The 15,973-nt window shown below is 39.1% G+C and carries 15 protein-coding genes; all 15 read right to left on the minus strand.

Going from position 1 to position 15,973, the window contains the following annotated elements:
- Positions 1-166 precede the first annotated feature (166 nt).
- The gene (locus MsAm2_RS07340; protein ID WP_338097600.1) at positions 167-967 is read right to left on the minus strand and encodes a helix-turn-helix transcriptional regulator; all 801 of its coding nucleotides are present in this window, start codon (positions 965-967) and stop codon (positions 167-169) included.
- Entirely contained in the window at positions 968-2,866 is a 1,899-nt protein-coding gene (locus tag MsAm2_RS07345; RefSeq protein WP_338097601.1) for a sensor histidine kinase, read from the minus strand.
- Between the two features lie 262 nt (positions 2,867-3,128).
- Positions 3,129-3,770 (minus strand): indolepyruvate oxidoreductase subunit beta, encoded by a 642-nt coding sequence (locus MsAm2_RS07350; RefSeq protein ID WP_338097602.1) that lies wholly within the window; start codon positions 3,768-3,770, stop codon positions 3,129-3,131.
- Positions 3,767-5,632, minus strand: a complete 1,866-nt coding sequence (gene iorA / locus MsAm2_RS07355) for an indolepyruvate ferredoxin oxidoreductase subunit alpha (protein WP_338097603.1) — start codon at positions 5,630-5,632, stop codon at positions 3,767-3,769. Before iorA ends, MsAm2_RS07350 begins: the two co-directional genes overlap by 4 nt.
- 201 nt (positions 5,633-5,833) lie before the next feature.
- Positions 5,834-6,712, minus strand: coding sequence for a geranylgeranylglycerol-phosphate geranylgeranyltransferase (locus MsAm2_RS07360; RefSeq protein WP_338097604.1), 879 nt, complete (start codon positions 6,710-6,712; stop codon positions 5,834-5,836).
- Positions 6,713-6,821: 109 nt separating this feature from the next.
- A complete protein-coding gene (gene nadA / locus MsAm2_RS07365) occupies positions 6,822-7,739 on the minus strand; it encodes a quinolinate synthase NadA (RefSeq protein WP_338097605.1) in 918 nt (305 codons plus the stop codon).
- Between the two features lie 385 nt (positions 7,740-8,124).
- On the minus strand, positions 8,125-8,793 hold the full coding sequence (locus MsAm2_RS07370) for a hypothetical protein (protein ID WP_338097606.1): 669 nt from the start codon (positions 8,791-8,793) through the stop codon (positions 8,125-8,127).
- A gap of 12 nt (positions 8,794-8,805) precedes the next feature.
- Entirely contained in the window at positions 8,806-9,312 is a 507-nt protein-coding gene (locus MsAm2_RS07375; protein ID WP_338097607.1) for a M57 family metalloprotease, read from the minus strand.
- Positions 9,313-9,594: 282 nt separating this feature from the next.
- Entirely contained in the window at positions 9,595-10,254 is a 660-nt protein-coding gene (locus MsAm2_RS07380) for a hypothetical protein (protein WP_338097608.1), read from the minus strand.
- Positions 10,255-10,308: 54 nt separating this feature from the next.
- Entirely contained in the window at positions 10,309-10,962 is a 654-nt protein-coding gene (locus tag MsAm2_RS07385) for a hypothetical protein (protein WP_338097609.1), read from the minus strand.
- 91 nt (positions 10,963-11,053) lie between these two features.
- Positions 11,054-11,746 (minus strand): hypothetical protein, encoded by a 693-nt coding sequence (locus tag MsAm2_RS07390; RefSeq protein WP_338097610.1) that lies wholly within the window; start codon positions 11,744-11,746, stop codon positions 11,054-11,056.
- Positions 11,747-11,755: 9 nt separating this feature from the next.
- Positions 11,756-12,256 carry a hypothetical protein gene (locus MsAm2_RS07395; RefSeq protein WP_338097611.1) on the minus strand — a complete coding sequence of 167 codons (501 nt, stop codon included), beginning with the start codon at positions 12,254-12,256 and terminating at the stop codon, positions 11,756-11,758.
- Positions 12,257-12,308: 52 nt separating this feature from the next.
- Positions 12,309-13,094, minus strand: coding sequence for a hypothetical protein (locus tag MsAm2_RS07400; RefSeq protein ID WP_338097612.1), 786 nt, complete (start codon positions 13,092-13,094; stop codon positions 12,309-12,311).
- A 178-nt stretch (positions 13,095-13,272) separates the two neighbouring features.
- Entirely contained in the window at positions 13,273-13,548 is a 276-nt protein-coding gene (locus MsAm2_RS07405; RefSeq protein WP_338097613.1) for a hypothetical protein, read from the minus strand.
- Between the two features lie 515 nt (positions 13,549-14,063).
- On the minus strand, positions 14,064-15,407 hold the full coding sequence (locus MsAm2_RS07410) for a KamA family radical SAM protein (protein ID WP_338097614.1): 1,344 nt from the start codon (positions 15,405-15,407) through the stop codon (positions 14,064-14,066).
- Positions 15,408-15,973: the final 566 nt, after the last annotated feature.

The following is a 15,973-nucleotide window of genomic DNA, read 5'->3' on the forward strand; positions in this document are numbered from 1 at the left end:
ATTCCTTTTTCCCGTATTTAAAAAACCGCCGAGTTGCATTCCGGACAGAAAATAAAAAATATGGAAATGAAAACGGAGAAAAAAACAAAAAATAAAAAAAATGAAAAAACAAAAAATGAAAAGCGAAAAATGAAAAGCGAAAAATGAAAAACGAAATATCAGAAAATTATATATTTTTTAGGTCCCCCAATTTCATTTCTTTAGACCGTTCCAGATAATATTGGAATAATTTCTCCCCCCACTGAATAGACGATTCTTCAAAACTCATCATGGAGTGATTGTGATAGACTCCGTTGTTGTTAAACAGTGAAAAGGAAAAGAAATGGTCGGTCACAACACTTGACGCCATTTCAATCGGTTTTTCATAAACATAAATTTTCGCATTCGGGCGCGACAAATATTCTTCCAAAAGGAACGGATAATCGTGACTGAACCGGTCAAAAACGGAGACGGGAATAATAATGGAAATTTCTGTTCCTTTTCGAGCCAATTCCAAATAAGCGGAATGGTAAGACGGGCTGAAAAATGATGAAATTTCCCGAATGTATGCGGATTTAAATAAATTTTCTTCAAATTTCAGCGGCAATTCATAGAGGCGGTGAAGTTCCGGCTCCACCAAAACACAATTTCTAAGCTCATCCATCCGGTCTAAAAGGTCCGATGGAATCGCAGAAAGTTTATGGTCGCTCCAATAAGTTTTGTTTTCAGAATACGTATCCAGCATATTCAGAAGCGGCAACATTTTTTGAACAATGACGCTACCCATGACCGATAAAGAATAAAGATTGTCGGAATAAACAATTAATCCCTGGTCCATTAAAATTTTCATTTGAGTCATCAGCGCGCTCGTATTGACATTCAGTTCGATTTTAATCTCATCGATATCCTTTGGACCCGACAGCAGAAAAATCAAAACATTCTTTCGTTTTTCCGATAAAAAGAGCGTGCCGATCAATTCGGTTGTCATTTAAATCCCTCCGGATTTGGAAATATTAAATTCTTGGGTCCGTTTTTGATCTTGTTCTTTGTGTTGGGTTTTTGATTGTTTTTCATCTTGTTGGCGTTGGGTTTTTGATTGTTTTTCACGAGATGTGTCTCGCTTTTCATCGTGTTCTTCGTGTTTCTTTTGGCCGGAAATTTCTTCTTTTTCCGAATTTTTCGAAACATTTGTCTCATCGGCCGAATCCCTTAAGACCGGCAGCCGAACGATAAAAGTCGCGCCGGATTCGTGCGTTTCTCCCCAAATTTGCCCTTTGTGCGCCAAAATGATATTTTTCGCGACATAGAGACCGGATTCCACCCCTTCCATGTGATTGGAGTACGAACGATTCGAATCAATAAACGTAATGCTTTGGAAAAGATAGGGAATTTCCGACTCCTCTAACGGTTTTCCGGAATCACTGATTTGAATTTCGACCGCTTCTTCTCCTGTTTTCCCGTCTTTTAAAAAAGAGATTCCCAAAAAAATTTCTCCGCCCTGCGGCGTGTTAATACAAGCATTTTCAATCAATGTCGTGAAAACAACCAGCAGCCGTTCCGGGTCGCCAAGTATCGCCGGCATTTTTTCCGGAATCTTTTTCCGAAGACAGATTCCCTTGTCCTCGATAAATAAAATTGTATTCAACCCCACTTGTTCAAAAAGAGACCGAAGATCCACCCGCCCGAACCGGTAATACAGCATTCCACTTCTTTCCATGCTCATGTAAAGGAGAGAATCCACCAGATGTTTGACACGGTTGGCCAATACCAACCCTTGCTCGATGACGCTTTGTTGTTGCTCATAAGACATCAGAATGAACTCATCCGCCAGAATATTCTTGTATTTGTAAATGTTGTGCTTGTCTGCGATTTCTACGGATTTTTGAACGTCGTCCAAAAATTCTTTGGACATGACCGACATGGTTCTCAGTTTCGCATAGTGGTCGGAAAGCTCTTTTGAGCGCCGTTGAAGTGCTTCTTCCAACCTCTTTTTTTGAATCAATTCCCAAAGCCCTTCCATCAAAAGGGTCAGATGCAAAACGTCGCTGTCGTTATAATCCGTTTCTTTGTTGCCGACACCGGCGACAATAACAACGCGTCCGCCATCCATAATGGGAACGTGCATATAACGGTAAAGTGTCACGTGCCCTTTTGGATATCCTTTTTTGAGCGGATTGGACATCGTGTAATCATTCAGAATCAAAGGTTTTCGTTGTCGAACAGCCTCCCCCCAAATACCGGTACTGTGCAGCGGATACACATAAGGGCGGTTATTTTCATCAATAGAACACTCTTTGACAGATGTTTGGGACCAGGAATGCATAATCAAAGTTAGTTCGTCCGGCGTCGGAAACGCCAAATACCCGATTTTACTCTTGGATAAACGGACCGCTTCTTCCCGGACAAAATCAACAATTTCCTGAAGCGGGGACGCGCTCATTTTTTTGAGCGTCAACAATACTTCCTGACGGGCGACATTCAGCGCAAGTTCCTCTTCCGCTTTTTTTTGCTCCGTCACGTCAAAAACAAGACCCTGATAATGTGTAATGTTTCCGGCATCATCGCGCCCAATAATCGTTCTTTGTTCAACCCACCGAACGGACCCGAATTTGGTATAAATGCGGTAGGTAATCGTAAACCCAAACAAACCCGATGCTGAAGAATATTTTTTAAAACTTTGGCGGACGTTGTCCAAATCATCCAGATAAATGATGTTTTCATAATTGTAATGGTAATCCGAAAATTCTTCCGCCGGATACCCGAGCTGAATGACGTTTTTTGAGATATATTCCACCGGAAGTCCCGGTGCGGCCCGGAACCGGAAGACAATAACCGGACTGCTATTTAAAATAAATTCAAGTTCATTTTCCATATCGGAATCTGTCATAAATCCCACCTTCTTCACAAACTGAGCATTAAAGGGTTTCAAGGTAAATAAATTAGAAGGAATGGAAAAAAAAAAAAAAAAAAAATGAAAGATGGAAAATGGAAAATGGGAAATGGGAAATGGGAAATGGGAAAATAAAAAAAAGGAAAGCAACTTGCATGATTTTTTTTATTTTAAAAAAATGTGTTGCTGTAACGCGCGCAGCGGCACCGGCACAAAAATGAAAATGAAAAAGAGAAATAGAAATAGAAATAGAAAGCCGTTATTGCCTTCCACTTTCTTTTCCCATTTCAAAAGCTTTCAAATTGACCTCTAAGAATTTGGGCGGGACCAAAGCCCGAATGCATTCTTTAAACGTCTGCTCCGGAATCGGAATAAAATTCGATGCCGCCCCGATCATGATAACATTGGTCGCTTGTCGGTTTCCGGCTTTTTCCGCAATCTTTGTCGCGTCCATCGGAATGACTTTGAAATGAGCCGATAACTTTTGAATCATTTCAAAAACATCCGGATAAGACGCTTTTCCGGTTGTCACTGTAAACGGATAAACCGGTTCCGTGTTCAATAAAATGATACCGTTTGGTTTCATGAGGTGCGCATACCGGACGGCTTCCACCGGCTCCAGCGCAATCATAAGATCGGCGCTCTTTTGCGGAATCAGTGACCCGTAAGCGCTTCCGATTCGGACATGATTTTCCACAGAACCGCCACGTTGCGCCATCCCATGCGTCTCCGCCGCTTGAACCGCCATATTTTCATAAGTCGCCGCTTTTCCCAAAATGTCGGACGCTAAAATCGCACCCTGCCCGCCAACGCCGCAAATCACGATATCATACTTCACATCCGTCCGCCCGTCATTGGGAACCGACCCAAAACATTGAATATTATTGTTCACCGGAATCATTTCGCCACCTCCGAAATGGCATGGAACGGACATATTTGCGCACAAACACCGCAGCCGATACACTGGGAATTGATGTGCGCTACCGCACCTTTCACGTCAAATTCCGTTGCCGGGCAACCGAATGAAATACATTTTTTGCAGCCTTTGCACAATTCTTTTGAGACCGCGTACGGATTCTTTTTTGCCCCGGTTTTTTTCGCGACAATCGCACACGCTTGCTTGACGATGACCACAGAAACCCCGGACACGGAAAATGCTTTTGCGTCTCTAAAAACATTTTTGAGTTCGGCATAATCGTAAGCATCAACCACTTTGACAAACTGAGCGCCGACTGCTTTGCAAATTTCTTCGAGGGAAACGGATACCGTTTCTTCGCCTGTTGCCGTCAGCCCGACATTCGGATTGGGCTGGTGGCCGGTCATCGCCGTAATCCTGTTGTCTAAAATCGCCACCGTGATATGAGATTTGTTGTAAACCGCATTCATGAGCGAATTCACGCCGGTATGCAGAAAAGTGGAATCCCCAATCGTACAGCAAATCGGCTTTTTTTCGCCGGCGGCCGACATTCCGGAAGACATGCTGATGCTGGCTCCCATGCAAATGGTTGTATCGACGGCGCCGCTGTGAATTCCAAGCGTGTAGCAGCCGATGTCGCTTGGAAAAACCGCGTTTTTCCCAAAAACTTCTTTTATGACCTGAAAAGCCGAGCGGTGGGAACAGCCGACACAAAGCGCCGGCGGCCGTGGCGGAAGGATAATTTCTCCCAAGTCCGGAGGAACCAAAGACGCATTCGGCACCACAATGGAACCGATCCGGCTGGAATCAAGCGTGGAAATCACTTCCGGATCACAATATTCTTTAAAAGCGGAAAGGACAACGTTTCGGCAGATGTCAAAATTCAGTTCGTTCATGCGTGGAACCAATTCTTTGCCGATGATTTCCGTCTCTAATTTGTATTTTTGCGCAAGGACACGGACACTGTTTTCCACAATCGGTTCAAGCTCCTCAATCACCAGCACTTTTTTGCACCGGGACAAAATATCAAGAATCAAGTTTTTTGGAACCGGATAGGCCGTAATTTTTAAAAATGATGCGTTGACGCCCAAAAAGTGAAGCGCTTCTTTGGCGTAAACGGACGCGATGCCGGAGGAAATGACACCGATTTCGGAATTGCCGCACATTTCAAGAACGTTCCAGGGGGATTTTTCAAGCGCTTTTTCCATTTCCGGCTGCTTTTCTAAAATGATTTTGTGGCGCACACGTGCGTTGTTGGGCATCATCACCCAGTGTGCCGGATCTTTGACAAAGTCTGCTTTATTGGAATTGGGTTTGAGTTCGCCGAGAACAATTCCGGATTTTCCGTGGCTGATGCGGGTCGTCGGCCGGAAGAGAACCGGTGTTTCGAATTTTTCCGAAAAATCAAATGCGTATGGGATCATATCTTTGGCATCTTGCAGCGTTGCCGGGTCAAAACAGGGAATTTGAGCAAATTCCGCATAGCGCCGCGTGTCTTGTTCGTTTTGGGAGGAGTGAAAGGACGGGTCGTCGGCCGATACGATAATCATTCCGCCCTTGACGCCGGAATAAGAAAGCGTCATGAGCGGATCTGCCCCGACGTTGAGTCCGACGTGTTTCATTGTTACCAAGGACCGGACACCTGTGAAAGCCGCGCCGATCGCGACTTCAATAGCCACCTTTTCGTTGACGGACCACTCCACATAAAAATCACAATTTTTTTGTGCCCGCAAGATGTCAATGATTTCGGAAGATGGTGTTCCCGGATAGCCGCAAACCACCCCCACCCCGCTTTCCAAAATACCACGTGCGATGGCGGCATTTCCAAGCATATATTCTTTTGTCATAAGACAGACTCCGATTTTTAATCAATTATTATTTTTAATCAGTTATTATTTATAATCAATTATTATTTTTAATCAATATTTTTTAATCAATATTTTTTAATCAATATTTTTTAATCAAATTTTTTATTCTGAACTAAAAAATGAAGTATTCCTTTTGAAGTTTTGTGATGATTTTTGTGATGATTTTTGCGACTTTTAATTTTACAATATTCCGACAATAAAAGCTAAAAGCGCAAGCAACATCGCAACTTTTAATAATTTGGAGGATTTGGAATAATTTTTTTCCCGGAGGAGAACATAAACCGTGTACAAGAAACACAATTCTACCGGAATCAACGCATAAAGATAATAAACCCCGAATTCGTCCATCCAATACGGAAGCGGGCTGAGAATCATTGCGACAATTCCAAGGGCGGCCGCCAGATAAGAAGCGGTTTTTGTGCCGAATTTAATCGGAAAAGTAATTGCGCCATCCCGAGCATCTCCTTTCATGTCTTCAATGTCTTTGACGATTTCTCGAGATGCCGTCGCAAAGAAAGCTAAAATGGCGAGCGGCAAAAGCGCAATAATTCCGTCCCATCCAAAAAACGCCGCTCCAAAGAGAAAAGTCGAGCCGGTCAAATAGGCAATGGAAAAATTGCCGATGAGAATGGTCCGTTTGAGGGATTTGGCGTACCAAATCAGCATGAATACATTTAAAAATCCGAAAACGCCGGCAATCGGATTGATGAAAAAGGCAATCAAAAGCGCGATGGAAAAACAAAGAATTGCCAAATAAACCGCTTCGGTCAAACTGACCCGCCCGGACGGAAGCGGGCGGTCCGGCCGGTTGATTTTGTCAATATCGATATCATAGTAGTCATTCAGAACATTTCCGGCGCCCGACGCTAAAAAAACCATGATGAAAATGTCCAGCAGAATAAAAATATCATACAAAGAATAGATTTCACTCAGCGAATAATCTAAAATGGACATGGCAATAAAAACGGCGATGACCGATGAAAATCCGGCCATGACACAGTTTTTGTACCGCATTAATTCCAGATAATCCATTCCTTTTTGAACGATATTTCGTGCCATTGCAATCCTTTCAGGTTTTTGATGATGAACTAATGATGAATTGATGATGAACTGATGACAAATTGATGATTGAATCAGATGACAAATTGATGATTGGATCAGATGAATTTTATTTTTTCGGAAGAACTTCCAGCATGCGGTCCAATGCATATTTCGCGCGCATTCGGATGTCTTCCGGAACCGTCACCGCCGTGTTTTCGGTTTCCAGCGCCTTTAAGATGGAGGGCAGAGTTGCCATTTTCATGTTGGAACAGTAGGCGTATGGAGACACCGGATAAAAAATCTTGTCCGGACTGTCCTTTTTGAGTTTGTGAATCATCGCTTGTTCGGTTCCGATAATGAACTCTTTTTCGTTGGAAGCCGCCGCATATTTGATGATTCCGGCCGTGCTGAAAATGCCATCGGCCAACTCCAAAACGTCGGGACGGCACTCGGGGTGTGCCAAGAACAGGGCATTGGGGTGTTCGGATTTTGCGTCGAGAACGTCTCCCTGTGTGATTTGTTGGTGAACCGGACAGTGCCCGTTCCAAAAATGAACGGTTTTGTCGGTATGGAGAGAAATGTAGCGTCCGAGATTTTTGTCGGGAATAAATAAAATTTCATCTTCGGAAAGGGAAGCCACCACTTCTTTTGCATTGGCGGACGTGCAGCAAATGTCGGACTCCGCTTTGACCGCCGCCGAGCTGTTGACGTAGCAAACCACCGCAGCGTTTGGAAATTTTTTCTTTTCCGCACGGAGAGATTCAACCGTCACCATGTCCGCCATCGGACATCCGGCATCGGCGTCGGGCATCAACACTTTCTTTTGGGGCGACAAAATATAGGCGCTTTCCGCCATGAAATGAACGCCGGCAAACACAATGATGTCGCAATCCACATCTACCGCCGCTTGGCTGAGTGCGAGCGAATCGCCGACAATGTCGGCGATGTCTTGGACTTCCGGCCGGGCATAGTTATGCGCGAGAAGAAGCGCGTTTTTTTCCGATTTGAGCGCGCGGATGCGTTGAATGATTTCCGAATTGTTCATGAGAATCACGCAAAAAATACCAAAATAAAATGAATGTTAGAACATAAACACAATGATTCAGCTTTTATAAATTAAGCCGTCGACTCTTTTTTACCGTGTTTATCAAACTTGGTATTCATATTAAACCATTTCGGGAAAAATAAAAGTGGAAAAAATAAAAAAAGTTGGAAGTGGAAAATATTTTAATGTTTTAGAAATTAAACCAACATCAAATTGCTAAAAATAGAATAAATTCAATTGTTGGAGGAAGATATAGAAAAGCAGCAAGAATAAAGATGATAAAAACAAAAAAATAAAAAACAAATGAACAATAAATATCTTTTTTGCTCGGCTTGGATTGAACAAATTAGATAGTTTATTTTCATTCTCTTTTTTTGCTTAAAAATTATAACTCATTGTTTGAATCATAATCTGAAACAAATCGTTCCCTTGTGGAAATTTTTTGATTTTTATAGGCATTCAATGTATCTTGGTATTCAGTTGTGTTTTGAATACTATCTAAATCAGTATTCATTGTTGATTTGATTTCAATATTGGAACCGGGTCCCGTGACTAAAAGTGAACCATCTGGTTGTGCATAAGCATAGAAGATATAAACTTTACCAACTTCTGGCAAAAAATCGTCTTCTAACACTGAATAATAACGTTTATTCTGACTGATTCCTCCTTCTTTAAGAATGGGGATTGATTGATATTGAATAAGATTTCCTTTCATATTTTCAAGAACGGTAATTGAATAATTTGTAAATGGTTCTTTTACTTCTTTTCCAACAATCTTTCCACGTTCTTCCGTTTCAATCATAATTGGATATTTATACTCGGTTTCAATAACCTTATCAATTTTCCCGATAAAGATATAATCTGCATGACCTGCACGTTCTTCTGAATTGTAAACATCAAATACATAGGAACCGCGACTATAATAAAGTGGAATTTCAGTGTCATCTATTTTGTTGGCATTGTAATAAGTCATTGCACATAATGCAAATAGAAAAATTGCTCCAATTGCAAATATAGAAAATATTGTTTTCTTATGAAGAATTATTTTTTTCATGGATTTACACCCTTAATAATTTGAGTAAGCTGCATCATAAGATGCTTTGTCGTTTGCAGATAATGTGCATACAGATGTTACTTGAGAATGCATAACATCACCTTGCTGATTGTGATCTAGCCCTAGTGCATGCCCTAATTCATGAGTACAAACATTTTTCCGAACATTTGTATTAAAATCGACCATATAATATTTATTAAATTTCAATGTTCCACTTGAAGATGTAACACCAGCTTTACCATCGACTGCTGAATAATCTGAAATTGTAACATCTTTAAGGTTTAACACACTATCTTTCCTGATAACTCCTGATTTGTAATTGTTCCAAGTTGTAACAGAAGAGTTAAATTCTGATTGATATGCAGTGCTGCCACCCCAATCGAGATGTTTGCCAGAATCAACCAAGTCCCAGTTTTGAAGAACAACAGTAGCCCCAAAAGTCGGAGCAACCATCGAAATCATAAAAGTTAACAATAATAGTACCAAAATAATTTGATGATAATTTTGCTTATAGTTCATATTTATCTCCTATTCATTTTATTTAAAGTTAAACATTTATTTAATATACTTTAAAATCAAGATAGGAGTGAATTTTCGGTATGCCCTGAAAAATTCACTCACCATCATAAAATGATTCATTGCCAATTACGACTTGACAATAATTCAGGTGGTGAGTCCTCTTTTTTATAGAAAAAATTTCACTAATTTCACTATTTACAACTAGAATCGGAGTGTTTTTTACTGCATATTTTTGAGAATAATGATCAACAATATTTTTTTTCAAAAGAAGGCATTTCCGCCTCAATGATTTACAAAACGAATAAAATATTTATTTTCAAACAAAGGTTTAAAAAAACCAAAAAATGAATGATAACGACTTTCCTTGAGTTGATATTTATCATCCGTCCCCATGACAATATTGAGACAGCCGTTTACAAAAACAATCGGAACATCCTCGATTCCTTCTTCAATTGCATATTTTTCAATGACTTGTTTCATATTTTCGATGTCTTGAGATGTTTTTAAATCCGCTACATTCGGATTTAAATAAACCATAAGAAAGCCATTGATGCCGGCCGAATAACCGCAAATCGGACCACCATTTACAGCCAGATATTTTTCAAATGCTTGATCTTGCTGAATGGATCTTGAGATTCTTTGTAAGGAAAGACCCCAATCATAAGCGTCTTCTCCGGTTTTGAGCGGAACGGTTCCGTAAGAAGCAAGAGCACTTTGTGATTTTGAAACCTGTTCAAAGTATTCCGGATTTGTCGGCGGCGTTTGATCGACAGATTTTTGGATTTCACTATCGTTAAGAGGCATTTCTGTGAAAACACGAATATCTTCAACTCCTCTAACATCTTCTTTTGCAAAACAAATGCAGGTCATTCCAAAGAAGATAAGGAAAAGAACCAAGAGAAAGCAGATTGTTTTTTCACTTTGATTGAAGAGTCCTGTCATTTGAGATTTCTCCGATTGAGATTGAAAAAATAAAAATGAGATTTAGAAATTATTTTAATGATTTATTTTTGATTTTAAGTAGCTGCTAAGTGTGTAATGTTTTTCAACAGAAACAATAAAACATACTTTTTCATCTGTAATCAAACTTGAAGGTGTTTCTGTGATAAAGATAACCGGGATTTCTTCGACTCCTTCTTTTTTTGCATATGCATCCACAATTTGATAGATATTTTCCATGTCATCCTTTGATGTTTGTGAATCAAGTATTATTGTCACAAAACCGTAATAATTTACATTATGACTAAATAAGGAACCTTTGTTTTTGATCAAATACGTGTTGAAATGTTGGTCTCCCTTCAATGATTGATCTATTTTTTGGATGGAATTCCACCAATTTTGGACATCTTCCAGTACTATGGAAATGAAAGTACCATCGTAAGAGGAAGGAGCTGAAACTTCAACATAAACTGGAGGGAAAGAAGGAAAGCAACCATAAACTTCAAGATTGTGTTCATTGCCTGACATGCTTTCAAACCTGTTTTGACCTTTGCCCCATGTATAAAACATCATTTTACCCGTGTCATTGAGTGAACAGGGCCATTCCTTTTCAATTGCGGTCCAGCCATGAATTTGTAAAAAAAGAAGTCCTGCTAAAATAATAATAGCAAGAAGAACAAATAAAAAAATATATTTTGGATTTAGTTTCATGATATCACCTATAAAAAATAAAAAACAATTGGATTTTTTCACTTTTTAAATTATGACCATTTTAAAGAAATAATGTCTCAATATTATATATTCAACGAATGGAATAGATTCCGGCCGGCATAACTTTGTAAGAGCCGTCCGATTCGTCCAAATACAATAAATACCGGTCTCCTTTTTTAAAATCCCAGGCCGTCGGCATTTCCAAATCATTTGTAAAATAAAGTTTTGTCCCATCGTAATTGCCGGCATAAACCTCAACGGAAATGGCCTTATTGACCGGTCCTTTGATTTGTTCGTCCACCGTAAAAACCACATCGGACATGAGAATCAAGCCGGATTCCGTTTTATCTTGAAGTAAAATTTTGGATGCTTCCTCTTTGACCGTGCCATAAAATACAAAATCCGAATGAACAATTAAATCGGTTGCAACTTCGTGAGCGGACGGAAAAGAAGGAACGGCAGGGGCAATATTCGATTTGGATTGAAGGGATGTATTGGTTGTTGCATTACCCGGTGAGGAGCCTGTTAAAGAGCCTGTTGAAGAGTTTATTGAAGAGCTCGTTGTGGAAAATGTAAAATCTTTTTGAATCAAAGAAAGAGTTTCTTTGGAGATTCCCGACAGTCCGGCGGAAGAAAATTGCCCGAGTTTTTTATGAGACGGATTGAGTCCGTATGTGGTCGGGTCCATGCGTGATGACAAAATAAAATCCTGACCGGGCCGAGATTCCAACAATCCGATTGGCAAAGAATGATACAATTCTTCGTAGGTGACCGATTCATTCAAAGCGTTCACCTAAGTTCCGTTTTGGCAGCGGATTTGACCGCGCGGTGTCATAATCAGATAATGCATTGGGCCGACATCTTTTGTTACACCGGGGTCTTCAATCAAATAGAAAACGAAAAAGTCTCCCCAATTATAATTGTCATAAAAATTGTGGTCAAATATGCGAATAACAGCAAAATCCGAAATGGACGAGCCTTGATAACATTGGTTCACCAGAATGGTCACATCTGAATAAGAAGATCCGCCGGAAATAAAATCGTGGGAAGAAATTTCGGGAGACGTTGAAGTGGACTTGTTGATCGGAATCGGGTCCGCTACATGAATGACAACGCCGGAAAGAACCACATCGCTTTTTTGGCTCAATTCAGGATACGTGATATTTGAAAAAGTATACGAATAAACCGGTGAATCGGAACCATTCGGATTCAAAGATTGATAATAAACAATTCCGAGAAGAACAAGCAATAAACAGCCGAGAAAGACAATAATAGTAACTTGCTTTTGATTCATGTTTTCACCTTAAAGTATTATATAATAAAAGAGGGGTATTCCCCTCTAAAAATTAATTCGCCGTCGCAAATAGAGACAGAATATCTTTTTGGATGTCGACAGTCTCACCCAAGGCATTCATTGCTACACCATTGCTTTTAACATAAATTTGTCCTTGTTCATTTAATTCAAAATAATGTTCAGGTTCATTTTTTGATGTCAATGGTATAGTATCTTTATTCAAAAACAAAATCACTTCTTGTCCTTTTTGATAATCTGGCGTCATCGTTCTACATCGAGTATTTTCAATGACTCCTCCAATTTTTCGAACATGAATTTCATTCTGTTCGTTATTCAATTTTCCCTTGTAAACATCATCAATTTCAATGATAACGTCATGGAAAATGTAATAATCAGAATCTTCAGAAGAGGGAGCTTGACCATCTGGAGTATTCCACAAAGCTGGTAAGATTTCCCTAACCTTTCCGTGAATAACGAAATCTGAAAAATCATCCATCATCTCTGTTTGAATAGGCGCATAATCTGTGATAATTAGAATTTCAGTTTCATACATTTCGTCTGAAATGATTTCAAATTCAGATGATAATGCTCTATTGTTTTGAAGGCTTTTTGCTAAAATTTTATTATAAATTTCACGCAAATCGCTTTCATCGTTTGGAGCGGGATTGGCAAGCGTCCTGATTGCTCCAGGATACATGACACATGATTCATAGAATGTTTGTTTAGGGGTATGACTTAAACCGACACAATGACCAATTTCATGAAATGCAATACTCTTAACATCATATCTGCCCCAATTTTTTATTGTTCCATTGGGATATGAAGTTGGCTTTTCCATTGTTCCGTTTGTACTGAAGTTGTGATTGGTGTTAAAAGTAACTCGAGTACTGTCGATATATGTTCTACCACTTACTGTTTTTTGTGTGTAACTCGTCTGAGCTATTGCACTTTGGGCTGGTAAAGAACCTTTATTAAAAGAAATCTAAAAAAATGTACAAAATGAGGTATTAAAATGGTCAAGCTGGTAAAGAACCTTTATTAAAAGAAATCCCAACACTTTGGTTGTAAGTACTTGAATTGGAAAAAGAAAGTTTTCGCGCATTAATTTGACTGTAATATCCCCATGTATTTGCTGCAGCCATAATTTCAGTTTTCCAAGTGCTATTATAATCACCTGAAAAACTCACATTGATACTGGTATTGTAAACTCCATTTGGATAAATCGGTGCAGCATTTACTGGAATTATTGATATTAAAAACATCAAAACCAATAAGTATGGTACTACTTTCATATTTTATCTCCTATTCATTTTATACAAAGTTAAACATTTATTTAATATACTTTAAAATCAAGATAGGAGTGAATTCTACGCGAACGTTTGAATTCACTCACCATCAAAAAATGATTCATTGTCAACTTCTACTTGACAATAATCAGGTGGTGAGTCCTCTTTTTTATAGATAAAGATTTTTCACAATAGACTAACATAATTTACCCCTATAAATAATCGTAGGTTTTTTGAAACTATATTTTATAGAAATGAAGTAGTTTGTTGAACCTAAATAAGATAAATTGATTACGTTTTTTCCCAAAAAACAAGTAAATTTGTGCAATAGGCAAAAGTAAAACAGGTGCATAAGGATTTTTATAAAGATAAAAAATAATTTTTGAATAAAGATTAAAAATTTGGAAACTTAAATTGATAGAAAGCCAAAAACACTTAAGTTTATTTTTTGTTTTTTGAAAAAACAAACCTGAAATTAAAAAATAAAATAAAAAAAGTAAAAAAGTCAAAATAAAAAAAAATTAAGGATTCAAATAATCCTCAATTTCCGATTCAAAAAAGAATTCTTTTTCCCCAAAAGCCGGCTTGAGCTGGTCAAACCAGGTCGCTTCCGGATCGTATTTCGCAAAAAATGGTTTCGCTACCCAATTCGGATTGCGGCCTTGCAAAAAGCGCAGCACGAATATTTTTTCGCCATATACCTCGCTGGTTCCGAGAATTTGAATTTTTCCGGCATGGTCGCTCATGCTGGGACCGCGGACGGTCCGGCAAATCCCGCTCACGCTTTGATACGCTTCCCGAAAAACCTGTTGGGCGCGCTCAAGCGGAACTTCAAAATAATGCTTAGCGCCAGTGTCACGCGCGACAAACATGTAATACGGAATACAGCCGAGATCGGCTTGCCGCCGCCACATGCGTGCCCAAAGGGCGGGGTCGTTGTTGATGTGGTTGAGAACCGGAGATTGTGTCCGGATTTGTGCGTTTGTGCATAAAATCCGGTGGATGGCCTCCTTGACAGCCGGCGTTTCCATTTCTTTGGGATGATTAAAGTGCGCCATGACCGCCAAATGCTTTTCCGCGGCCACGATTTTTTCAAACAATTGAATCATGCCATCGGCATCGTTGTCGGTCGTAAACCGATACGGCCAGTGCGCCAAAGATTTAGTGCCAATCCGGATAGTTTTGATTTGCTTCATATCTTCTTCCAAAAGACGATCGACATACTTGGAAAACACATTCGTATTCATGGTCATCGGGTCGCCGCCGGTAAACAAAACGTCGGTGACATCGGGTTTGGATTTGATGTAGTCCATATACATTTCATAATTTTCCCGAATGGAAAATTTGTCTTCGCCGGCCATTTTTGAAAATTGCGGCCATCGGAAACAAAAAGAACAATAGGCGTGGCAAGTTTGCCCCGGTCCGGGAAAAAAGAGAACAGTCTCCCGATATTTATGTTGCAAGCCGGTGAGTTTAACGCCGTCTAAAACCGGCATGTTGTGGGATTGTCCCGATGAATGCGGGTTAAGCGACATTCGGATTTGTTCCACCGCGTCGTCCAGTTTTTGGCGGACGGACGGGTCTTCCGACTTTTTAAATTCAAACAAAAGAGATTTGACCGTTTCATATTGTTCAGGCGTCAGCATGTCCCGACGCGGAAAATGAAGCGTAAACATCGCGTCGGACGACACATTGTCCCAGTCGATTAATTCATGAGCGGCATAATTATTTGTTTTAAATGGCAAAACTTGGCCGACCACCTCGACTGCTTCCAAGTCTTCTTCGGATAAGTGCCGTATTTCATCCAAATCATTAAAATTACGTAATGTATAGGCTTGATATGCCTTTTTGTTTTTTGAGTCCATCGATTGACCTCCTTTCATCTTCATCGAAATTTCAAACGCTTCATCTTTAAAGCTCACCTTTTATAAGTTTTACGAAATCTTTCAAAAAAAAGAAGACAAGAAATAAATTGAAAAGGAGGGTGCTTTGACATTAAAATTTATATTTTCATAAAATATTTAAATATGAAAGTGAAAATGAAATGTAAAAATAAATGTAAAAATAAGAGATTTTAAAAATCAAAACTTTAAAAAAACAAATTTTTAAAAAAACAAATTTTTAAAAAATTAAAAATGAAGCTTCTTAAAAGAAGCTTCTGAGGAAAGCCGCTTAAAAATGAAAAGAAACCCCGTTTAAATATAAACGATTTTATTTTTCATTTTTACTGTTTTTCTTTCATTACGTTTTTCGTGATTTTATGGTTGTTGTGGTTGTTTTTATTTTTTGTATTTTTTATTTGTTTTTTATATTTTTTTGTTTTGATTGTTTTTGTTTTGATTGTTTTTTTGTTTTGATTGTTTTTTTGTTTTGATTGTTTTTGTTTTGATTGTTTTTTTGTTTTGATTGTTTTTGTTTTGATTGTTTTTTT

Source organism: Methanolapillus ohkumae (genome assembly GCF_032594355.1).
In the GTDB taxonomy this organism is placed as follows: domain Archaea; phylum Halobacteriota; class Methanosarcinia; order Methanosarcinales; family Methanosarcinaceae; genus Methanolapillus; species Methanolapillus ohkumae.

Coding starts and splice junctions, on each gene's coding strand:
- MsAm2_RS07375 (WP_338097607.1), bottom strand. CDS start 9,312: ATGAACTATAAGCAAAATTATCATCAAATTATTTTGGTACTATTATTG.
- MsAm2_RS07340 (WP_338097600.1), bottom strand. CDS start 967: ATGACAACCGAATTGATCGGCACGCTCTTTTTATCGGAAAAACGAAAG.
- MsAm2_RS07405 (WP_338097613.1), bottom strand. CDS start 13,548: ATGAAAGTAGTACCATACTTATTGGTTTTGATGTTTTTAATATCAATA.
- MsAm2_RS07400 (WP_338097612.1), bottom strand. CDS start 13,094: ATGGAAAAGCCAACTTCATATCCCAATGGAACAATAAAAAATTGGGGC.
- iorA (WP_338097603.1), bottom strand. CDS start 5,632: ATGACAAAAGAATATATGCTTGGAAATGCCGCCATCGCACGTGGTATT.
- MsAm2_RS07370 (WP_338097606.1), bottom strand. CDS start 8,793: ATGAAAAAAATAATTCTTCATAAGAAAACAATATTTTCTATATTTGCA.
- MsAm2_RS07345 (WP_338097601.1), bottom strand. CDS start 2,866: ATGACAGATTCCGATATGGAAAATGAACTTGAATTTATTTTAAATAGC.
- nadA (WP_338097605.1), bottom strand. CDS start 7,739: ATGAACAATTCGGAAATCATTCAACGCATCCGCGCGCTCAAATCGGAA.
- MsAm2_RS07410 (WP_338097614.1), bottom strand. CDS start 15,407: ATGGACTCAAAAAACAAAAAGGCATATCAAGCCTATACATTACGTAAT.
- MsAm2_RS07350 (WP_338097602.1), bottom strand. CDS start 3,770: ATGATTCCGGTGAACAATAATATTCAATGTTTTGGGTCGGTTCCCAAT.
- MsAm2_RS07385 (WP_338097609.1), bottom strand. CDS start 10,962: ATGAAACTAAATCCAAAATATATTTTTTTATTTGTTCTTCTTGCTATT.
- MsAm2_RS07380 (WP_338097608.1), bottom strand. CDS start 10,254: ATGACAGGACTCTTCAATCAAAGTGAAAAAACAATCTGCTTTCTCTTG.
- MsAm2_RS07360 (WP_338097604.1), bottom strand. CDS start 6,712: ATGGCACGAAATATCGTTCAAAAAGGAATGGATTATCTGGAATTAATG.
- MsAm2_RS07395 (WP_338097611.1), bottom strand. CDS start 12,256: ATGAATCAAAAGCAAGTTACTATTATTGTCTTTCTCGGCTGTTTATTG.